General features: G+C 64.6%; 17 protein-coding genes. 14 read left to right on the forward strand and 3 right to left on the reverse strand.

Annotated elements, in window-relative coordinates; all coding sequences use genetic code 11:
• Positions 1-15 precede the first annotated feature (15 nt).
• The gene (locus N826_RS20320) at positions 16-1,632 is read left to right on the forward strand and encodes an alpha-amylase family glycosyl hydrolase (protein WP_044431839.1); all 1,617 of its coding nucleotides are present in this window, start codon (positions 16-18) and stop codon (positions 1,630-1,632) included.
• A 10-nt stretch (positions 1,633-1,642) separates the two neighbouring features.
• Here N826_RS20320 and N826_RS20325 read toward each other — a convergent pair whose 3' ends face one another.
• On the reverse strand, positions 1,643-5,140 hold the full coding sequence (locus tag N826_RS20325; RefSeq protein WP_280178480.1) for an indolepyruvate ferredoxin oxidoreductase family protein: 3,498 nt from the start codon (positions 5,138-5,140) through the stop codon (positions 1,643-1,645).
• Positions 5,141-5,489: 349 nt separating this feature from the next.
• Between N826_RS20325 and N826_RS43200 the strand changes: the two genes are divergently transcribed.
• Genes N826_RS43200 through N826_RS40335 form a run of 3 tightly spaced genes read left to right on the forward strand, consistent with a single transcriptional unit; the run spans position 5,490 to position 7,122 of the window.
• Positions 5,490-5,726, forward strand: a complete 237-nt coding sequence (locus N826_RS43200) for a hypothetical protein (protein ID WP_147040840.1) — start codon at positions 5,490-5,492, stop codon at positions 5,724-5,726.
• Between the two features lie 21 nt (positions 5,727-5,747).
• A complete protein-coding gene (locus N826_RS43205) occupies positions 5,748-6,371 on the forward strand; it encodes a hypothetical protein (protein WP_147040842.1) in 624 nt (207 codons plus the stop codon).
• A 55-nt stretch (positions 6,372-6,426) separates the two neighbouring features.
• Positions 6,427-7,122 carry a YkgJ family cysteine cluster protein gene (locus N826_RS40335; RefSeq protein ID WP_052831677.1) on the forward strand — a complete coding sequence of 232 codons (696 nt, stop codon included), beginning with the start codon at positions 6,427-6,429 and terminating at the stop codon, positions 7,120-7,122.
• A 12-nt stretch (positions 7,123-7,134) separates the two neighbouring features.
• Here N826_RS40335 and N826_RS20340 read toward each other — a convergent pair whose 3' ends face one another.
• Positions 7,135-8,298, reverse strand: coding sequence for a sensor histidine kinase (locus N826_RS20340; RefSeq protein ID WP_044431844.1), 1,164 nt, complete (start codon positions 8,296-8,298; stop codon positions 7,135-7,137).
• A gap of 70 nt (positions 8,299-8,368) precedes the next feature.
• Positions 8,369-10,282: an AMP-dependent synthetase/ligase gene (locus N826_RS20345; RefSeq protein WP_247870470.1), complete on the reverse strand. Its 1,914-nt coding sequence runs from the start codon at positions 10,280-10,282 to the stop codon at positions 8,369-8,371.
• Positions 10,283-10,442: 160 nt separating this feature from the next.
• Here N826_RS20345 and N826_RS20350 point away from each other — a divergent pair, with 160 nt between their 5' ends.
• From N826_RS20350 to nifT, 10 genes are all read left to right on the forward strand, one after another.
• The gene (locus N826_RS20350) at positions 10,443-12,263 is read left to right on the forward strand and encodes a M3 family oligoendopeptidase (RefSeq protein ID WP_044431846.1); all 1,821 of its coding nucleotides are present in this window, start codon (positions 10,443-10,445) and stop codon (positions 12,261-12,263) included.
• Positions 12,264-12,501: 238 nt separating this feature from the next.
• Positions 12,502-14,460, forward strand: coding sequence for a cache domain-containing protein (locus N826_RS20355; RefSeq protein WP_169789388.1), 1,959 nt, complete (start codon positions 12,502-12,504; stop codon positions 14,458-14,460).
• A gap of 535 nt (positions 14,461-14,995) precedes the next feature.
• The gene (gene nifB / locus N826_RS20360) at positions 14,996-16,540 is read left to right on the forward strand and encodes a nitrogenase cofactor biosynthesis protein NifB (RefSeq protein WP_044431848.1); all 1,545 of its coding nucleotides are present in this window, start codon (positions 14,996-14,998) and stop codon (positions 16,538-16,540) included.
• A gap of 134 nt (positions 16,541-16,674) precedes the next feature.
• Positions 16,675-16,866 carry a 4Fe-4S dicluster domain-containing protein gene (locus N826_RS20365; protein WP_044431850.1) on the forward strand — a complete coding sequence of 64 codons (192 nt, stop codon included), beginning with the start codon at positions 16,675-16,677 and terminating at the stop codon, positions 16,864-16,866.
• Between the two features lie 140 nt (positions 16,867-17,006).
• On the forward strand, positions 17,007-17,621 hold the full coding sequence (locus N826_RS20370; RefSeq protein ID WP_244619638.1) for a hypothetical protein: 615 nt from the start codon (positions 17,007-17,009) through the stop codon (positions 17,619-17,621).
• Positions 17,618-18,388, forward strand: a complete 771-nt coding sequence (locus N826_RS20375; RefSeq protein ID WP_044431851.1) for a 4Fe4S-binding leucine-rich repeat protein — start codon at positions 17,618-17,620, stop codon at positions 18,386-18,388. Before N826_RS20370 ends, N826_RS20375 begins: the two co-directional genes overlap by 4 nt.
• 57 nt (positions 18,389-18,445) lie before the next feature.
• On the forward strand, positions 18,446-18,772 hold the full coding sequence (locus tag N826_RS20380) for a nitrogen fixation protein NifZ (RefSeq protein WP_044431853.1): 327 nt from the start codon (positions 18,446-18,448) through the stop codon (positions 18,770-18,772).
• On the forward strand, positions 18,769-19,158 hold the full coding sequence (locus tag N826_RS20385) for a nitrogen fixation protein NifZ (RefSeq protein WP_084720945.1): 390 nt from the start codon (positions 18,769-18,771) through the stop codon (positions 19,156-19,158). Before N826_RS20380 ends, N826_RS20385 begins: the two co-directional genes overlap by 4 nt.
• 104 nt (positions 19,159-19,262) lie before the next feature.
• Complete coding sequence (locus N826_RS20390; protein ID WP_044431855.1) at positions 19,263-20,408, forward strand: cysteine desulfurase family protein; 1,146 nt, start codon at positions 19,263-19,265, stop codon at positions 20,406-20,408.
• Positions 20,409-20,476: 68 nt separating this feature from the next.
• Entirely contained in the window at positions 20,477-20,683 is a 207-nt protein-coding gene (gene nifT / locus N826_RS20395; RefSeq protein ID WP_044431856.1) for a putative nitrogen fixation protein NifT, read from the forward strand.
• Positions 20,684-20,686 lie beyond the last annotated feature (3 nt).

Below are 20,686 nucleotides of genomic sequence, written 5' to 3' on the forward strand. Positions count from 1 at the left end.
TTTGCGGAGCAGGCTTTGAGCCCGAGTGAAAGCTGGCTTAAGGGATCGGTAGTATACCAACTATATCCGCTTAGTTTTTCCGACGGCAATGCCGATGGTTACGGTGACCTGGAAGGAATATTTCAACGGCTCGATCATATCGCGTCACTCGGAATTGACGCCCTCTGGCTCTCGCCGTTCTACCCATCCCCGCTGAAGGACTTCGGGTACGACGTCAGCGACCACAGGGCGGTCGATTCGCGGATGGGCACGCTCGAGACGTTCGATCGCCTGCTCGCCGAAATCCACCGGCGCGGCCTGAAGCTGATCGTCGATCTCGTCTGCGGACATACCTCCGACAATCATCCCTGGTTCGCGGAAAGCCGGCGCTCCAAGCAGGCGGGTAGAGCCGACTGGTATGTCTGGGCCGATCCGGCATCCGACGGCACGGCACCCAACAACTGGCTGTCGGTGTTCGGCGGTCCCGCCTGGACCTGGGACCCGCGCCGGCGGCAGTACTACCTGCACCATTTCCTGTCCGCCCAGCCGGCGCTGAACCTGCGCAACCCCGCCGTCGTGGCGGAGCTGCTCGGCACCGCCCGCTTCTGGCTGGAGCGGGGCGTCGACGGCTTCAGGCTCGATGCCGTCGATTTCCTGATGCACGATCCCCAGCTGCGCGCCAACCCGCCGCTCGGGCCGGGTCCGTCCGGCTTTCCGGCCAAGCCGTTCGGTCTCCAGCAGCATATCCACGACATGGCGCATGCCGATACCGCCGGCCTGCTCGGCAAGCTGCGCGCCGTGACGGACGAATACGGCGGCCGGGTGCTGCTGGGCGAGCTGTCGAGCCAGCCGGGGGCCGGACGGCGGATCGACCGCTATACCGGGCAGGGTGGCCTGCACTCCGCCTATACGCTCGACCTGCCCAAGCAGCCGTTCGGAGCCCGCACCCTGTACAGTGCGCTGATGGCCGCCGGGACCGGTGCCGCCACCTGCTGGAGCTTCAGCAACCACGATGTCGAGCGGGCGGCGTCGCGCTGGAAGCCGCTCGGCGCCGATCCCCGGCGGTTCGCGGCTCTGCTGGCGCTGCTGTTCTGCTGCCTTCCCGGAACCCTGTGCCTGTACCAAGGGGAGGAGCTGGGACTGCCGCAGGCGGAGCTTGACCTCGACGACCTGCGCGATCCCTTCGGGATGGCGTTCTGGCCGGAGTTCCCCGGCCGCGACGGCTGCCGGACACCGATGCCCTGGATCGGCGGCGCACGGCACGGCGGCTTCACCGATGCCGAAAAGTCCTGGCTGCCCGTGCCGGACCTGCACCGGGCGCTGGCGGCGGACCGGCAGGAGATGGACCTCGGTTCGACGCTCAACGTCTGGCGGCGCTGTCTGGCGCTCCGCCGCCAGCTTCCCGACCTGAGGCAAGGCGGCCTGTCGGAAGTGGACGAGGAAGGCGAGGTGCTGGCCTTCGCGCGCGGCGGCCGGCTGGTCGCGGTTTTCAACCTGTCGAATGCTCCGGCGGATTATGTGCTGCCGCCGGGACGCTACACGCCGGTCGAAACGCCGCTGCCCGCCGGCACTGCCGAGATGGCGGCGGACGGAGGAGGCGTCACCCTCACCCTGCCGCCGCTCGGTGCCTTGCTGGCGACCCGCGAGAGCTGAAGCCGGCCGGCTACTCCGCCGCCATGGGAGTCGGCGCCGGCTGGCGGAAGGCCTCCAGCAGGGCCGCTTCCTTCGCCCGCGCATCGGCCAGATGGCGGTCCTTGACCGGACCGAAGCCCCGGATGGCATCCGGGATCGAGGCGATCTGGACGGCCAGACCATGGTTCTCATGGTTCAGGCCGGACAGAAGCTCGCCGAGCGTCTTCTCGTAGTCGGCGATGAGCTGGCGCTCCATCTTGCGCTCCGGCGTCCGGCCGAACGGATCGAAGCGCGTGCCGCGCAGCCGCTTCATCCGGGCAAGGCCCTGGAAGACCTTCAGCATCCACGGCCCATAGGCCTTCTTCCTCGGCTCGCCCGTCGCCGGGTCGGTTTCCGACAGCATGGGCGGCGCCAGATGGAATTCCAGCTTGTAGTCGCCCTCGAACTGCTCGCCGAGACGCTTCAGGAAAGCACCGTCGGTATACAGCCGCGCCACCTCGTATTCGTCCTTGTAGGCGAGCAGCTTGAAGTAGTTGCGGGCGACCGCTTCCGTTAGGCCGGTGAGGCCACGGGCGCGCTCGCCCTCGACCTGACGCACCCAGTCGATCTGACGCTTGTAGCGGGCCGCGTAGTCCGCATCCTGGTAGTCGGTCAGGAAGCCGACGCGGCGGGCGATCACCTCGTCCAGCGTCTCCGACAGCTTGACGCTCACGGCCGTTGCCGGTGCGGCGGTCGCCTTGACGGCGCCAGGGTCGACGACGGCGCGGCGGCCCCAGCGGAAGGCGTCCATGTTCATCTTGACCGCGACGGCGTTCAGCTCGATCGCCTGCTCGATGGCTTCCGCCGAGACCGGGACCAGGCCCTTCTGGTACGCCACACCCAGCATGAACAGGTTGGTCGCGATGCTGTCTCCCAGCAATGCCGTCGCGATGCCGGTGGCGTCGAGCGCGGTCACCGCCTCGGCGCCGCCGCAGGCCTTGGTGACTTCCGCCAGCAGGTCCTTCGACGGGATGCGGAAGTCGGCGTTGCGGGTGAAGTCGGCGGTGATGGTTTCATGGTCGTTGAGGACGGCGCTGGTATGGCCCGGCGCCATCTTGGACAGGCAGTCGCTGCTGGCGGTGACCACGACGTCGCAGCCGATCACCAGATGGGCGCCGCCGGCGGCGACCCGGACCGCATGGATCTCCTCGGGGTTGGCGGCGATGCGGATATGGCTGGTGACCGCTCCGCCCTTCTGCGCCAGACCGGCTTGGTCGAGCACCGAACAGCCCTTGCCCTCGATATGAGCCGCCATGCCCAGGATGGCGCCGATGGTCACGACGCCGGTACCGCCGATGCCGGTGACCAGCACGCCGTAGGGATGGTCGAGGCCGGGCCGGGAAGGTTCCGGCAACGCGATCTCCGCCCCGGCGGACTGGCTGCCCGCAGCCGCCGCCGGCTTGGGCTTCCGCAACTGGCCGCCATGGACGGTGACGAAGCTCGGGCAGAAGCCCTTGACGCAGGAGAAGTCCTTGTTGCAGGTGGACTGGTCGATCTGGCGCTTGCGGCCGAACTCTGTCTCGACCGGCACCACCGACAGGCAGTTGGACTTCTTGGAACAGTCGCCGCAGCCCTCGCAGACCTGCTCGTTGATCACGACCCGCTTGGGCGGATCGACCATGATCTTGCGCTTCCGGCGGCGGCGCTTCTCGGCGGCGCAGGTCTGGTCGTAGATCAGGATGCTGGTGCCCTTGACCTCGCGCAGCTCGCGCTGGACGCTGTCCAGCTCATCCCGGTGCTCGACGCGCACGCCGGCGGCAAGCCCAGTGGTGCCGGCATACTTCTCCGGCTCGTCGGTCACGACGACGATCCGCGTCGCCCCTTCCGCCGCCAGTTGCCGGCTGATCTGCGGCACCGACAGCGAGCCGTCATGGGCCTGTCCGCCGGTCATCGCGACCGCGTCGTTGTAGAGGATCTTGTAGGTGATGTTGACGCCGGACGCGATGGCGGCGCGGACCGCCAGCAGGCCGGAATGGAAGTAGGTGCCGTCGCCGAGATTGGCGAAGATGTGCTGCTCGTCGGTGAACGGCGCCTGACCGATCCACGGCACGCCCTCGCCGCCCATCTGGGTGAAGGTTTCTGTCCGCCGGTCCATCCACGTCGCCATGTAGTGGCAACCGATGCCGGCCACGGCGCGGCTGCCTTCCGGCACCACGGTAGACGTATTGTGCGGGCAGCCGGAACAGAAGAACGGCTTACGCTCGACCAGCGCCTTCCGCGTCTTGGCGTTCTCCTGCCGCTCCAGGAACTCGACGCGGCGGCGGATGCCCTCGTGGTCGAAGAACTTCAGCAGGCGGCGGCCGATCGTCACGGCGATGCGGGCCGGCGACAGCTCGTTATAGGCCGGCAGCATCTCGTGCGCGTCCTCGTCGAACTTGCCGACGACGCGCGGACGCACGTCCGGGTCCCAGTTGTAGAGCTGTTCCTTGAGCTGGTTCTCGATCAGCGCGCGCTTTTCCTCGACCACGACGATCTCTTCGAGGCCCTGGGCGAAGCGGCGCATGCCTTCGCGCTCCAGCGGCCACGTCATGGCGACCTTGTAGACGGTCAGCCCGATGTCGGATGCCATCTCCTCGGAGATTTCCAGGTCGTCCAGCGCCTGCCGGACGTCCAGATAGCTCTTGCCGGTCGTAACGACGCCCAGCCGGGGGCGCGGTGACGATATCACCGTCTTGTCCAGCCGGTTGGCACGGGCGAAGGCCAGGGCCGCGTAGAGCTTGTACTTCATCAGCCGCTCTTCCTGCTCGAGCGGCGGATCGGGCCAGCGGATGTTCAGCCCGCCGACCGGCATGTCGAACTCCGGCAGGACGTAGTCGACGCGCAGCGGGTCGATCGACACGGAAGCGGAACTCTCCACCGTCTCGGCGATCGTCTTGAAGGCGATCCAGCAGCCGGAAAAGCGCGACATCGCCCAGCCCATCATGCCGAGATCGAGGAATTCCTGGACGCTCGCTGGGTTCAGCACCGGGATCATGGCATGCACGAAGGCATGCTCGGACTGGTGCGGGAACGTGGAAGACTTGCAGCTATGGTCGTCGCCGGCCAGCACCAGGACGCCGCCGTTGCGGGACGTGCCCGCCGCATTGCCGTGCTTGAACACGTCGCCCGACCGGTCCACACCCGGACCCTTGCCGTACCACATGGAATAGACGCCGTCATAGCGAGCGCCGGGGAACATGCCGACCTGCTGGCTGCCCCAGACGGCGGTGGCGCCCAGTTCCTCGTTCACGCCCGGCTGAAACTGGATATGGTTGGTTGCCAGGAACTTCCGCGCCTTCCACAGCGCCTGGTCGAAGGCGCCGAGCGGCGATCCGCGATATCCTGAAATGAAACAGCCGGTATTCAGCCCCGCCGCGACATCCCGCTGCCGCTGCATCATCGGCAAGCGGACCAGCGCCTGCGTTCCGGTCAGAAACACCCGCCCGCTTTCGAGCGTGTACTTGTCGTCCAGTTTGACAGCCGGGAGCGTCATCTTACCGTTCCTCCTGATAGGGCGATCCTTGGAATCGTCTTCTTGTTCTTCTTGAGAAAAAGGTTATCCGTTACTGTCCTATCCTGCAATCGCTCCTAGAGCGTCGCTATAACTTCGCAACGAATCTCCGCGACTTCATGCCGCGGCGATAAAAAGTTATATGGGTTCGCCGAAACCGGATTTTTCCGGTCTGGCAGAAAAATGTTCGAGGGTCGTCGCAGCGGTTGACGGCAGCTGAATCCAACGACAGCGACTTGCCCTAGCCGAAATTTAGGATTAGAGATTCATGCGCTGATAGGCGCATGGAAGTGTCGCCGGGTTCCGTTGGTGGCTCAGGGCAATGTTTCGGTAACCAGGGGGAATGTGCATGACTGAGACAGTCTTGAAGACCGATGATCCTGCGCCTGAAGCAGGCGAAAGCTCATTGGAAGCAGGACACATGAGTCATGAAGAATGGCTCGACTTTGCCGTCCGCATGGAAGCTCGCAGACCAGTAGCGAAAAAATACGGAGGGATCGGGATAACGATAGAAGACTCGATAAGAGCACTGCGTATTGCATTTGAGCAAGATCTTCTAGGGGATCTTGACCAGGATCGTTCCTAGATAATTTTTCAGGGTCGTATTGTGCCACCAAAAATCAATGATCCAGTGAATATTACCAGTCTTTCTATATGGCTTCATCATTTGATCCGCCGATATTTATCTCAGAATCGGCTTATTGATGCTAATGTATCAACCGCCTTATTGTATGATGTAGCCCTACATTGGAAAAACGATATAATCAACATTGAGGCGTCGAAAACTGTTGATGTGCGGCCTGTTGAGCATGCAGGCTATCTCGCTTTCTGGATAAGGAAACTGAAACCTATCAGCCAAGCTTACTATGTCTCTGATTTGAAAGCGGCGGAAAAGATTGGAATGGCAGTCGATCCGACGAGCGAGATCATTGATATCAATGAACAGGCCGCTATCAGGCTGGCATTTGCTCATCTGGCGGGATGCTGCCAATACGGACAAATTGCCACTTATGATACGACCTCTCAAGAGCTGTTGATTTTGAAGTATGAGAGTGACAAATTTTCAGCATCTGTCCAAAAATACCTGGGTCAAAAATTCGAATTGGACGGCAGAACTGTTATGGAAAGTATAATATATGATATGCGCTACCGTACATTTGGCCCATATCATCTTGTTCACATTTTTGACCAGTTTATTTTTAGTCTTCAAACGCAGGCTTTAGCACGTTGATGGCTTAATCTCAGTAAAATTCTGTAGGCGTTTTAGAGGCCGTGGCAACAGCCCCATGAAACCATCCAAACCTGCCCCTATCGATCCGCCCACCCCCGACGAGATCGCGCGCCAGACGGCGCGGTTCCGCGCGCTGATCGCCAAGCCGACGCGGGAACGGCTGCGCACGCTGGTTTCCGCCTGCCACCGACAGCTCGATCAGACCATCGCCGCCAACCCGCCGCGCCAAGAAGTCGCTTGCCGCATGGGCTGCGCCCATTGCTGCCACCTCTACGTCTCCGCCACGGCGCCTGAACTGCTGGCCATCGCCGGACACGTCGCCTCGTGGCCGGAAGAACGCCGCACCGCACTGGCCGGCCGCCTCGCCCATGCGTCGCAGGTCACTTCCGGCCTGTCCCCGGCGGAGCGCGTTCGCCTCGGCCATCCTTGTCCCATGCTGGAAGACGGTCTCTGCGGCATCTATCCGGTCCGGCCGCTCGGATGCCGCGCCTACGCCTCGTTCGACGTCGGCGCCTGCGAGCGATCCACCCGGGAGCGCGACGCTGCCGCACCGATCCCCGTGCCGCGGATCAACATGCGGAGCCGCCGCTTCCTGTCCCACTGCCTGCGTGCGGCGCTAGGCGAACGCGGGCTGGACGGCAGTTCCTACGAATTGATCGACGGGCTCTCGGCGGTGCTGAGGATACCGGATGCCGACGCGCGCTGGGTCGCCGGGGAAGGCATTCTGAACGGTGTCCAGGCCGATCCCTGAAAGCGACGCCGCTCAGATCACCGGCAGTTCCAGCACCACCTGGGCGCCCTCGTTCTTCTTCCAAAGCTCGCCGTCCCAAGTCAGCTTGCCGCCGAGCTGAAGCGCCAGCACGTCCATGATCTGCAACCCGGTGCCCTTGCCCTTGACGGCGGTGCGGTCGAAACCGGGGCCGTCGTCGGTCAGGACCAGGCGGGCGCGGTCGGCGCCCTCCCGGGTCAACCGCACGTCTATCTCTCCCTGACCCTTCGGGAAGGCGTGCTGGATGCTGTTGACGAAGAATTCGTTGATCAGCAGCCCCAGCGGGACCGTGGTATCGACCCCCGCCATGGCGTCGTCGGCGCTGAACTTCAGCGTCACTTCCTCGGCCCGGACGCCGTGGAAGGCCAGAAGGCTTTCGCACAGCGAACTCAGGTAGCGGGGCAGGGGTATCTGGTCGATGTTCTCCGCCTGGAACAGGTTGTCGTGGACCACCCTCAAGGTTTCCACCCGGCTGCCGATGATGCGGAGCTGGCTTTCGACCTCTCCGGACCCGACGCGGCGGATCTGCATGTTCAGCAGGCTGGTGATGATCTGTAGGTTGTTCTTGACCCGATGCTGAAGTTCCCGAAGCAGGATCGCGCGCTCGTCGGCCAGCTTGGTCAAGGCGTCGTTCGTCTTGTTGCGGTCGATCGCCGCCGCCAGCACATTGGCATAGCTTTGCAGGAAATCGACATCCTCCTGGTTGAAGCTCCTTTGCTTGGTGCTGTCCACCTCGAGCACGCCGAAGGGCTCGCCCTTGCCCTGGATGATCACGTTGATCAGGCTCTTGATGCCGTGCTCGCGCAGGAAATCCGGGACGTCGAACCGCTTTTCGTGCTCGATGTCCTCGGCGATCACCGGCTTCCCGGTATAAAGCGTGAACCCTCCCGAGGACCGGCTGCCGGCGTCTACCACCAGGTTGCCGACCAATCCCGGCTTCCATCCCGTACCCGCCCGCATCAGGAGCTTGTCGCCGCCGGGCAGCGCTTCCATCACCTTGGCCCGGTCGATGTCCAGACCCTGGGCCGCCAGCACGACGGCTTCGTGCAGCAGGGCGTCCAGGTCGTCCACCATCAGCGCCTGGCGGCCGAATTCGGCCAGCGCGCTCTGCCGGCGGACCCATCTTTCGCGGTCGAAGGTGTCAGTGTCATCAGTCATGGAAAGGACAACACACGAAGCGCTCGATTGGTAACGAAGATAACCACGCGGATTTCATAGGTTCGAATCCCTACCGGCCCGAATAAAGGCTATCCAGAAGACCGCCATACCGTTTGCGGATCTCGTGCCGGCGAATTTTCAGCGTCGGCGTAAGCTGAGCGTTCTCGATGCCGAAGGGTTCCGCCGTCAGGGCGAACTTGCGGATACGTTCGATGCCGGAAATACTTCGGTTCACCCGCTCCACAGCCTCCCCGACATGCTTCCGGAAGTCGTCGTCCCCGGTCAGTTCGGCAAGGTCGGCCGGTTTGCCATGACGCTTCGCCCAATCCCTTGCCGCCTGGGCATCCGGGACGATCAGCGCCACCAGGAAGGGGCGTCCATCGCCCGCCACCATGACCTGCCCGATGACCGGTTCCAGCGCCAGCAGGTTTTCCAGCCGTTGCGGCGCCACGTTGTCGCCGCCGCTGGTGACGATCAGGTCCTTCTTCCTGTCGGTCAGGACCAGCGCGCCGTCGGGCGCCAGATGGCCGACATCGCCCGTATGCAGCCAACCGGATACCACCGTTCGCTCCGTCGCGTCGGCATCGCCCCAGTAACCCTTCATCACCGACGGTCCGCGCACCATTATTTCCCCATCCGGAATTTCGCCATCCGCACCGCCGCGGTCGATCCTGATCTCGACACCGGGGACGGGCGGACCGACGGTATCGTGCCTGACCCTGCTCGGCCGGTTGCAGGAGATCAGCGGCGCCGCTTCCGTCTGGCCGTAACCCTGGAGGATGCGGATGCCGAGCGACTGGAAGAACAGCGCCGTTTCCGGCGCCAGGGCGGCGCCCCCGGAAATGAAAGCCTTCAGCCGCCCGCCGAAACGCTCGCGGATGCGGGCACGGACCAGCCGGTCCAGCAACCGGTCTTCCAGGCCTTCCCACAGGCCCAGCCGTCCGCTCCGGTCGTAGCGCCGCTTGCCCAACTCCAGCGTCTTGTGGAACAGCCGCATCCGCCAGCCGCCCGGCCGTTCCGCCTCGCGCCGGATACGCTGCTCCAGCACCTCGTAGAGCCGGGGCACCGCGGTCATGATCGTCGGCTTGACCTCCCCCAGGTTGCCCGCGAGTTTCTCGACGGATTCCGCATAGGCGATCCGTGCCCCCAGACTCAGCGCGAACATCTGGCCGCAGGTGTGCTCGTAGGCATGGGCAAGGGGCAGGAAGGACAAGAACGTCTCATCCCCCAGCCCGACATCCAGGACCAGTTCAAGCGCACCCTTGCAGTTCGCCAGGATGTTGCCGTGGGTCAGCATGACGCCCTTGGGCGTCCCGCCCGTGCCTGATGTGTAGATCAGGCAGGCGACGTCGTCGCGCTCCAGCGCCTCCAGGGCCGGTTCGACAGGCAGCCCAGGACCGCCGCGCTCCAGCAGCGCGGTCCAGGAAAGATGTTCCGGTCCCGCTGACGTTTCCGGTCCCGCCGGCGGGGAGCCGCCGCCCGCATCCTCGTTGAAACCGACCACGGCCCGGATATCGGGAAGCTGGAGCGCCGCGGGAAGCACCTTCCGCATCAGGGCGGCGCTCGACACCAGCACCACGCGGGCGCCGCTGTCGCGCAGCGTATGCAGGTGGTCGGCCGTCGTGCTGGTGGTATAGGCCGGCACCGTGATGGCGCCCAGCAGCATGATCGCGAAATCGGCGATCAGCCATTCCGGGCGGTTCTCCGACACGATGGCGACGCGGTCGCCATGGCCCACGCCGAGGCTCCTCAGCCCGCCCGCCGCCCTGGCGACCGCGTCCGCCGCCTCGGCCCATGTCCGTCCGCTCCAGTCGCCGTCCTGCTTGGAAATCAGCAGCGAACGTCCGCCCAGGCGTTCCGCCTGATCGAAGAACATGGCGGGCAGCGTCCGCCACTCGTCGTAGCGGTTCTCGTCGAGCACCCCCGGCCGCGAGCCGGAAAGTGAGCCGGTCATCGAACCGGTCATCAAGGTAGGGCGGTTCATGGGGGACTGCGCGTTCATGCCTCTGGTCCGTTCTCGCGTGGGCCATATGGCCGGTGAGCCGATCGTAAATTGCCGGTATCGTGATATAGGGAACGGCGGAGCCGCTTGGATGGGCGCAGGACCCAGCCTATATCCCGTCCAGCGCAACAGGAGGACATCCATGAGTCAGACCGTGACCGCCGAGCCGCTCGATTCTTCCGATCCGGCGGCGCCCGATTTGGGCGCGCTGCCGGTCTGGGACCTGAACGACCTCTATCCGGGCCAGGACTCCGACGCGCTGAAGGCCGATCTGGACCGGATGGAAAAGGCGTCGAAGGATTTTTACCGAAGCTACAACGGCAAGCTGGCAAGCCTGGAAGGCGCCTCCCTGGGTAGCGCCATCGCGCAGTACGAGGAAATCGACGAAACCCTCTCGCGCATCATGAGCTATGCCCATCTCGTTTATGCCGGCGACATGAACGACCCCCTGGTCGGCAAGTTCTTCCAGGGAATCCAGGAACGGGTCAACGGCATTTCCACGCACCTGCTGTTCTTCACTCTGGAACTGAACCGGATCGAGGACGACGCCCTGGCGGCCAAGCTGAAGACGCCGGAACTGGCCCGCTATGCGCCATGGCTGCGCGATATCCGGGTCTTCCGCCCGCACCAGCTTTCGGACGAGCTGGAGCGCCTGCTGCACGAGAAATATGTCGTCGGCCGCGCCGCTTGGAACCGCCTGTTCGACGAGACGATAGCGGGTCTCCGCTTCACCCTGGGCGGCCACGAGGTCACCTGCACGGAGGCGCTGAACCGCCTGTCCGACCGCGACGCCGGCAAGCGGAAGGAAGCCGCGGTGGAGATCGGGCGCGTCCTGAGCGCCAATGTCCGCACCTTTTCGCTGATCACCAATACGCTGGCCAAGGACAAGGAGATCGAGGACAAGTGGCGCAACTATCCGCGCCCGACCTCGTCCCGCAACAAGTCCAACCACGTCGAGGACGAAGTCGTCGATGCGCTGGTCACCGCCGTCAAGGGTTCCTATCCCGACCTGTCGCACCGCTACTACAAGCTGAAGGCCAAGTGGTTCGGCGGCGATACCCTCGACTATTGGGATCGCAACGCGCCGCTGCCGGACGACGACGACCGGCTGATCCCGTGGGGACAGGCGCGCGGCATCGTACTGGACGCCTATGGCCGTTTCTCGCCAGAACTGGCCGCTGTCGGCGCCCGGTTCTTCGACAACGCCTGGATCGACGCGCCGGCGCGGCCGGGCAAGGCTCCCGGCGCCTTCGCCCATCCGACGGTGCCGAGCGTCCATCCGTACCTGCTGGTCAATTATCAGGGCAAGACCCGCGACGTGATGACGCTGGCCCACGAGCTTGGCCACGGCGTGCATCAGGTGCTTGCCGGCAAGCAGGGCCACCTGATGGCGGATACGCCGCTGACGCTGGCGGAAACGGCCTCCGTCTTCGGCGAGATGCTGACATTCCGCTCCCTTCTGGACAGCGAGACCGACCCTGGGCGGCGGAAGATCATGCTGGCCGCCAAGGTGGAGGACATGCTGAACACCGTGGTCCGTCAGATCGCCTTCTTCGACTTCGAGCAGCGTCTTCATACCGAACGGCGCGAGGGCGAACTGACGGCGGAGCGGATCGGTGAAATCTGGTTCGCCGTGCAGGCGGAAAGCCTGGGCCCCGCGATCCGCTTCGACGAGGGTTACCGGAATTACTGGGCCTATATCCCGCACTTCATCCACTCGCCCTTCTACGTCTATGCCTACGCTTTCGGCGACTGTCTGGTCAACTCGCTGTACGCGGTCTATCAGGACGCGGCCGACGGCTTCGCCGAACGGTATCTGAAGATGCTGTCGGCGGGGGGAACGTTGCGCCACCGCGAGCTTCTGGCGCCGTTTGGTCTGGATGCCTCCGACCCTGCCTTCTGGGACAGGGGCCTGGGCGTGATTCGCGGCTTCATCGACGATCTGGAGCGACAGGAAGGCTGATTCGGCACCTTGTCCGGGTGAGGCAATAAGACACGGGCGGGATTACCGGCGCGGGCATTCTTCAAGGCCCGCGCCGTTTCCTTTGCATATCATGCCCCGCGATGACAACATCAGCCACATATGGAAGTAAGATAGCATCCGAAGCGTCGAAAGGTATCACTGACACCGTCCCGCCATGATGGTAACTTCGAAGCATGTCCGGCGTTCGAGGTGTGCTGTCGTTTCCCTGATCAACCGCTTGTCGATATCCACCAAGATAGCCCTTCTTTGCGTGCTGGCGATCGGTATGATCGGCATGGTGAACCTCTTCGCGATGCGCACCCTGCTGAAGAGCGAGGCGGAGCGGCTTGGGGTCGAGCGTCAGGAAAGCAACATGCGCGTCGCCTGGGAAGTGCTTCGCGCCCCCGGTCCCCTCCACAGGGACGGCGACAAGCTGAAAGCCGGCAACACCGTTCTGGACGGCGACACGGATCTGGTCGACCGCATCACCGACCTGACCGGAGCCGGCGCCACCGTCTTCAGCGGCGGGTTGCGGGTCGCCAGCTCGGTCAAGACCTCCGACGGCAGGCGGACGATCGGTTCGCGCCTGCCTTCCGGTCCCGTGGTCGAGACCGTGCTGAAGCAGGGCAAGCCCTATCGCGGAGAAATGGATATCCAGGGACAGACCCATCTGGTGGCCTATGATCCGATCCTCGGACCCGACGGCAGCGCCATCGGCGCCATCTATGTCGGAGCGCCGAAATCCGGCTTCGTCAGCATGCTCGACGTGCTCGTCCGGGGCGGTCTGGCGCTTGGCGGACTCGCGGCCTTGATCGTGGCCGGCGCGTCGTTCATCGCCATGCGCCTGCTGCTGGCCCCGCTGACCCGGCTGAGCGCCGTGATGGCGCGGTTTGCCGCCGATCAGCTTGACGAGGATGTTCCCGGTCTCGACCGGGGTGACGAGGTCGGCGCCATGGCGGCCAGCGTCCAGGTCTTCCGCGACCATGCGCTCAAGGTCCGCGCCATGCGGGACGAGGAGGAGCGGCTGGAAGAGGTGCACCGCGGCGAGGTTCGCGCCGCGATCCGGGGCATGGCGGACAAGGTGGAAAACCAGACCCGCAAGGCGATCGAGACGGTGACAGGCCAGACCGGCGAGATGCGGACGGCTACGGCCGGCCTGCATTCCGCGGCGGGCAGTATGGAAGACAACGCCCGGCAGATGGCCGATACGTCGGGTTATGCCCTGGAGACCGTCAGGATAGCCGCCGATGCCACCGGACAGCTCACCGGCTCGATCGACCGGATCACGGCTCAGGTCGCCGATGCCGCCGACGCCGCGCGCCTGGCGGTCGGCAGCACCCATCACGCCGCCGAGGTGATCCGCACGCTCGCCGGCGTCGCGACCGAGATCGGCGGCATCGTCGGCATGATCCGCAGCGTGGCGTCGCAGACCAACCTTCTGGCGCTCAATGCCACGATCGAGGCGTCGCGCGCCGGAGCCGCCGGTAAGGGCTTCGCCGTGGTCGCGGCCGAAGTGAAGAGCCTGTCACGGGAAACCGAGCGCTCGACCGACTTGATCGGCGATCTGATCAGCCGCATCCAGGCGGCGGCCCGCGATGCCGACGCCGCCGTGGAGAAAGTGGGCGAGACCATTGCGGCGGTCGACGGCATCGCCGGCTCCATCGCCCTCGCCATGGCCGACCAGTCCAGCGCCACCGCGCAGATCGCCCTCAACATGGAGGAGACTGCCCGTGCCACCCGGCAGGTCGCCGGACATGTCGATGCCCTGACCAATGATTGCCGCCGCACCGATGAACTGGCGGAAAGCAGCAAATCGGCCGCCGCCGTCCTGAGCGACGGCATAGAATCGCTGGCGGAGGCACTGACCCAGATCGTCCGTACCTCCACCGAGGAGGCCAACCGCCGCGCCCACACCCGGCACCGGTGCAGCGTCTCGACCGGAGTAGCCGGTTCCTTCGGCGCGGCGGACGCGGAACTGCTGGACGTCTCGCGCGGTGGCGCCCTGATCCAGACCGACGTTCCGCTCGGTCCCGGCGACCGTCTGGTCCTTAACCTCCCGGAACGCGACACCCCCCAGCACGCCCAGGTCGTCGGCGTCAGCCGTCACGGCGTCCACGTCCAGTTCGCCCCGCCTCCCCTTGGCGACAACGATGTCGCGAAAGTGACCGAAAGCCGGGAATCCCGCCGCTCCGCCTGAGCGGGAGGAGAAACGTAGAAGCGGCTCCGAACTGTTTTCAGCGTCCGAAGCGGAACGATGCAAGTCGAGGTTTTCCGGCCCTGAAATTCTAAGTGACCGTTCGATAAATGCGCAAAAGCACATCATTTTGTATGTCATACCAACGGCATCGAAGATTGCCTGGTGAGTTCCGGCAAAGATGTCGGGCGGAAGAGGCCCGACCTACAGGAGCACTCTGGCGTAGGTCGGGCCTCTTCAGCCCGACATCTAACGCTCCAGACAAGTCAATCTTCAATGCGGTTGGTATAAGATAACACCGCCTCGTAAAATGCTTGCTTCATCGGTTCACCCGGCGCCCATCCATGTCGGATACCTGACATGATCCCGACAGACCACAGGCTCCGCGTAGTCAACATGACATCGAGAAGTTACACACTTCGGCATAACCGCTTGAAAATCATAGAAGTTTCAAGTCCGATCCAACTGGCCCCATTCTTGCTGACCTTCTCTCACAGAGCCTCCGGGACGTCTTTGGCTGTACGGGAAGGATTGGACCATGAATGTAATCTCGCTGGACAGTATCTTCGGCTTGGGAGAAATGAAGTCTCAGCCGGCGCCCGAAGCCTCGGGTTGTACTACATCCAGTTGCGGCTCTTCCGATGGCCCATCGGACATGGCTCCCGAGGTGTGGGAGAAGGTCAAGAACCATCCCTGCTACAGCGAAGAGGCTCACCACTACTACGCCCGCATGCATGTCGCGGTGGCCCCGGCCTGCAACATCCAGTGCAACTACTGTAACCGCAAGTACGACTGCGCCAACGAAAGCCGTCCCGGCGTCGTCAGCGAGAAGCTGACCGCCGAACAGGCCGTCCGCAAGGTCCTCGCGGTCGCCGCCGAGATCCCGCAGCTTTCCGTGGTCGGCATCGCCGGTCCCGGCGACAGTCTGGCTGCCGGCGCCAAGCAGACGATCCAGACCTTCGAGCAGCTATCCCAATTGGCTCCCGACATCAAGCTCTGCCTTTCGACCAACGGTCTGGCGCTGCCCGATTACGTCGATCGCCTGAAGGGCCTCAACATCGACCACGTCACGATCACCATCAACATGGTCGATCCGGAAGTCGGCCAGCACATCTACCCGTGGATCTTCCATGACCACAAGCGCTGGACCGGGATCGAGGCGTCGCGCATCCTGCACGAACGCCAGATGCTTGGCCTGGAAATGCTGCGCGACGCCGGCATCCTGGCGAAGATCAACTCGGTCATGATCCCCGGCATCAACGACGAGCACCTGCTCGACGTCAACCGCGAGGTCAAGGCGCGCGGCGCGTTCCTGCACAACATCATGCCGCTGATCTCCGACGCGGCGCATGGGACCCATTTCGGCCTGACCGGCCAGCGCGGACCGACCGCGAAGGAGTTGAAGGCGCTCCAGGACAAGTGCGAAGGCGACATGAAGCTGATGCGGCACTGCCGCCAGTGCCGCGCCGACGCCGTGGGCCTGCTGGGCGAGGACCGGGGGGACGAGTTCACCGCCGAGAAGGTCATGCAGATGGACGTGGACCTCGACGGCGGCGGCTTCACCAAGCGAGAGACCTACCGCGAGCATGTCGAGGCAGAACGGGCGCTGCGCCACGAGTCCAAGGCCGCCGCCATCGCCGAGGTCGCCCACATGGCCGGCGAGAAGCCGATCCTGATCGCCGTCGCCACCAAGGGCGGCGAGCGCATCAACGAACACTTCGGCCACGCCAAGGAATTCCAGATCTACGAAGTCAACGCCGAGGGCGCCAAGTTCGTCGGTCACCGGCGCGTCGATCTGTACTGCGAAGGCGGTTCGGGCGACGAGGACGGATTGGGCACCATCATCCAGGCGATCAACGACTGCGTCGCCGTATTCGTCGCCAAGATCGGCGGCTGCCCTAGCAAGTCGCTGGAGGAAGCCGGGATCGATCCGGTGGACCGCTTCGCCTTCGAATACATCGAGGAATCGGCCCTGGCCTATTACGCGGACTATTCGGCGCAACTGAGTTCCGGATCGATCGTCGAGAAGATCGGCGCCGACGCGGTGATCCGCCAAGGTGCCTATACCTCCAAGCGAGCCTGACACCAGCCTACAAACCCATACCACCATATGCTGCGGTAATTCACCACCTTGGCGAGACGCCACGGTGGGGCGAAAGTCACCTCAACACAACAAGCGAAGCCGGCTGCGAGGCCGGTACGAACAGGAGAAAAGCCATGGCTCTCAAGATCCTCAAGAACGACTGCACCGTTTGCGGCGCCTGCGAAGCGGAATGCCCCAACGAGGCGATCAGCTTCAAGAAGGGTACCTATGTCATCGATCCGGTCAAGTGCACCGAGTGCCAGGGTCAGTTCGACGCCCCGCAATGCGCCGCCGTTTGCCCTGCTGACTGCTGCGTCGCGGCCTGATCCGGCTGAAGCGGGAGTCTCCATTCACCTCCATACCATCCACCGCATACCATTTGCCGCCATGCCCTGACCGGATGAGGGCGTGGCGGGTGACACCGGGTGATCCCAGGCATTTCAGAGCGGGACGGGAGTCTTCGAGAGTGACGCTGCCCGATACGACGTCCACGGACCAGATGACGCTTGAACGGACTTCGTCCGGTCGCGCGCCTTCCCCTGGGCTCGCCCCGGCAGACTTTGACTCCGATATCGACGATGCCTGGCTGTCCCGGCGCTACTACGGCGGCGACTTGCCTGCCGAAGCCGAACGGCAGCTTCATCTGGCCGGCCGGCACTACTGCGACGATGCGCTGGCCGAAGCCCATCTGGCGAGAGCGGCCGAGATCGCGCCTGGACACCGGGCGGTCGATCTCGGCCACTACAAATACTTCCTCTACAAGGCGCGCCTGCCGCAGGCGCTGGTCTGCGCATACCGGATGCTGGAGCATGCCTCCGCCGGCCTTGGGCTGAACCACACAGATTGGAGGCAGGTGACACGCGGTCACGCCGATTTCGACTCGCTCGATCCGGCTCCGCGCTTCTTCCTCTTCACCGTCAAGGCGCTGGGCTACCTGCATGTGCGCCTGGGCCGCCACGCCGAAGGCCGCGTCATCCTTGAAAAGGTGCTCGAACTCGACACGGCGGACAGGATCGGCGTCCGGCCCCTGCTGGCGGTGCTCGACCGGCGGGAGCGGGACGGGGAGGATGACGAATCATGACGAATGCTGACATGGACGAGGCCCTGGACTGGCTCGGCCGGTTGGTCGACTGCAAGGCCTGCCGCTATGCCGACCGACTGGCCGACGGCAAATGCCAGCCCCTGAAGGCCTGCGTCCACGACCGCTATGCCAAGCGCATCCAGCGTTTCTTTCAGTGGAACGAGGATCTGGCGGTCGAAAACCTCGAACACCCCTATTTCGAAGTCCGCGCCATCGCGGTCCGTCACGCTCCGCTTTTCCACCTGCCGCGCCTGATGGACGACATCGACGAAACGGTCCGCAGCAGCGTCGCCCGCCGTCTGCCCCGACGGCTCCTGCTCAAGATGCGGAGCGACCATGACCGGGAAGTCCGGATCTCGGTCGCCTCCCGCCTGGAAGACGGCGACCTCGCTCCCATGATGCGGGATACCGATTACTCGGTCCGGCTGCGGGTCGCCCGCCGCGTGCCGGAAGGCATGCTGCCCGCCATGATGCGCGACGAGGACCCGGAGGTTCGGCTGGAGGTGGCGCGCCGGATCGGGCTCGACTGGCTCGCCAGCATGGCGTGGGACGACAGCCAGCGGGTCCGGCTCCATGTCGCGCAGCGGCTGTGCCCGGAAAAGCTGATCGCCATGGTCAACGACGGCGACTGGTGCGTCCGCTACGTCGTCGCCAGCCGGATCGCCTTGGAATACCTCGACCCCCTGACCGAGGACCCGGTGGACGAAGTGCGCGAGATCGCACTCGGCCGCCGCGCCGGGCTGCTCGTCCAGGACGACATGACGTGAACGCGACCTCTTCACCCATCCCCGGTTCCCCCTCATCCGTTTGCGGAGACGCGCGCCATGGCCAACCGTAATCCCCATGATTCGAACGAGCTGCTGGAACCGCCGGTCTACGAGGTCGGGCAGAAGGTCCGCAGCATCCAGAACGTCCGCAACGACGGGACATATCCGGGACCAGCGGTCGGCGAGGTGCTGATCCCGGAAGGCGCCGTCGGCTACGTCATCAGCATCGGCTCCTACCTTCAGATGTATCACATCTACAGCGTCGATTTCTTCGAGCAGCGCCGGGTGATCGGCATGCGCGCGAAGGAGCTGGAGATGGTCGATGCCTATGCCAACGCACCCCAGAACTCATCCCCCACCCAGCCCCGCGGAGCGCAGTCATGACCGATCAGAAGACCGCAGACATCGTCGTTCCGGACGTTTCAGTTCCGGGTGTTCCCGCTCCGGATGAGGCTTCGGAAATCGTCGTCGCGGGGTCGGCCGCGCCCGGCGGTTTCATCCCCCCGCGTGAGCCGAAATACGAGTGGGGCATCGCGGTCAGGTCCGTGACCGACCTGCTGAACGACGGCAGCCATCCGGAAAGCCCGGAAGGCAGCCTGCTGATCCTCAAGGACGCGATCGGCGAGATCGTCCGCGTCGGCTACGCCCCGGAAGCCAACAACCTGCCGGTCTATCTGGTCGAGTTTCCCGGCGGCAAGCTGGTCGGCTGCCTGGAGGAGGAGATCGCCCCGGTCCTGGGTGTCCGCAGCGCCGCTCCCGGCCGCATGTAGGCGGAAGCTTCCGGCGGTTCGGGGCCGGTGACGAGTGCCTGTATGCGTAATGACCGTGTGCGTAGTGACCTTGTTCGTAGTGACCGTCTGATGCGAGGTGCGCCATGATTTATCTGGACAACAACGCGACGACCCGGCCGGCTCCGGAGGTCGTGGCAGCCATGATCCCCTATCTGGCCGATCTCTACGCCAATCCGTCCAGCGCCCACGGCGCCGGGATGGCGGTCAAGCAGGCGCTCGGCCAGGCGCGCGGCAGCGTGGCCGGCTTGATCGGCGCCAAGCCTGCCGAGATCACCTTCACCGCCAGCGCCACTGAGGCAAACCACCTTGCCATCCTCGGCACGCTCCGGTCCCGGCCGGACCGGCGCCATGTCGTGACGACAGCCGTCGAACATCCGTCCACGCTGGCGCTTTTCCGGGAACTCGCATCCCAGGGCTATCACGTCACCGTCCTGCCGGTCGATGCCGACGGCCGGATCCGGCGCCGCGAACTGGCCTCGGTCGTTTCCAGCGACACGGCGCTGGTTTCCGTCATGTGGGCCAACAACGAGACCGGGGTGCTGATGCCGGTCCGGGAGGCGGCGGAAGTCGCCCGGTCGCGCGGCGCCGCCTTCCATACCGACGCCGTGCAGGCGGTTGGCCGGCTGGAAATCGACCTGCGCGACCTTCCCATCGACCTGCTGACCTTCTCCGGCCACAAGCTTCACGGCCCCAAGGGGATCGGCGTACTGTTCGCCCGCAAGGGCTTCGAGCTGACGCCGATGATCCTCGGCCATCAGGAGCGCCGGATGCGCGGCGGTACCGAAAACGTGCCCGCCATCGTCGGGCTCGGTGCCGCCGCCGTTCTGGCGCGGGATGGGCTGGCCTCCGGCTCCGGCGCCGCCGTCGCGGCCCTGCGTGACCGGCTGGAGGCCGGCGTCCTGGCCCGGCTGCCGGGCGCCCGCATCAACGGCGGCGGTGCCGCGCGCATCCCGAATACGTCCAACATCGGCTTCATCGACCGCGCCGGCTTTCCCATGGAAGGCGAGGCGCTGCTGATGAAGCTGGATCAGGCGGGCATCCAGGTCAGCATGGGGGCCGCCTGCGCCGCCGGCGGCATGGACCCCAGCCATGTGCTTCTCGCCCTTGGGCTGAGCGAGGCGCAAGCGGCGGCAAGCCTGCGCTTCTCGCTGAGCCGCTACAGCGATGTCCGCGATATCGATGCCGTTCTCGATGCCCTGCCGGGCATCGCGGCACGTCTGGCGGCATGACAATGCCGCCGGATAGTGACGCGGCACCGTGACGTTTAGTGACCTTTGATGACCTCTGGAGAGTTTCGATGAAAGTTATGCTTCGCAAGACCGACGGTAAGTACATGATCTACGTCGCCAAGAAGGACCTGGAGACGACGGTCGTGTCTTCCGAAAAGCCGGCATGCTGGGGTGGCAAGATCACCCTGGAAAACGGCTGGGTCCTTGAGATGCCGGACCTGCCGGAAGACACCCGGCTGCCGCTGACCGTCGAAGCCCGCAAGCTGGAGGGCTGAGGC

It is taken from the genome of Skermanella aerolata KACC 11604 (genome assembly GCF_000936425.1).
In the GTDB taxonomy this organism is placed as follows: Bacteria; Pseudomonadota; Alphaproteobacteria; order Azospirillales; family Azospirillaceae; genus Skermanella; species Skermanella aerolata.

Coding starts and splice junctions, on each gene's coding strand:
- N826_RS20340 (WP_044431844.1), bottom strand. CDS start 8,298: ATGACTGATGACACTGACACCTTCGACCGCGAAAGATGGGTCCGCCGG.
- N826_RS20390 (WP_044431855.1), top strand. CDS start 19,263: ATGATTTATCTGGACAACAACGCGACGACCCGGCCGGCTCCGGAGGTC.
- N826_RS20380 (WP_044431853.1), top strand. CDS start 18,446: ATGGCCAACCGTAATCCCCATGATTCGAACGAGCTGCTGGAACCGCCG.
- N826_RS20375 (WP_044431851.1), top strand. CDS start 17,618: ATGACGAATGCTGACATGGACGAGGCCCTGGACTGGCTCGGCCGGTTG.
- N826_RS20365 (WP_044431850.1), top strand. CDS start 16,675: ATGGCTCTCAAGATCCTCAAGAACGACTGCACCGTTTGCGGCGCCTGC.
- N826_RS43200 (WP_147040840.1), top strand. CDS start 5,490: ATGACTGAGACAGTCTTGAAGACCGATGATCCTGCGCCTGAAGCAGGC.
- N826_RS20345 (WP_247870470.1), bottom strand. CDS start 10,282: ATGAACCGCCCTACCTTGATGACCGGTTCGATGACCGGCTCACTTTCC.
- N826_RS40335 (WP_052831677.1), top strand. CDS start 6,427: ATGAAACCATCCAAACCTGCCCCTATCGATCCGCCCACCCCCGACGAG.
- N826_RS20350 (WP_044431846.1), top strand. CDS start 10,443: ATGAGTCAGACCGTGACCGCCGAGCCGCTCGATTCTTCCGATCCGGCG.
- nifT (WP_044431856.1), top strand. CDS start 20,477: ATGAAAGTTATGCTTCGCAAGACCGACGGTAAGTACATGATCTACGTC.
- N826_RS20385 (WP_084720945.1), top strand. CDS start 18,769: ATGACCGATCAGAAGACCGCAGACATCGTCGTTCCGGACGTTTCAGTT.
- nifB (WP_044431848.1), top strand. CDS start 14,996: ATGAATGTAATCTCGCTGGACAGTATCTTCGGCTTGGGAGAAATGAAG.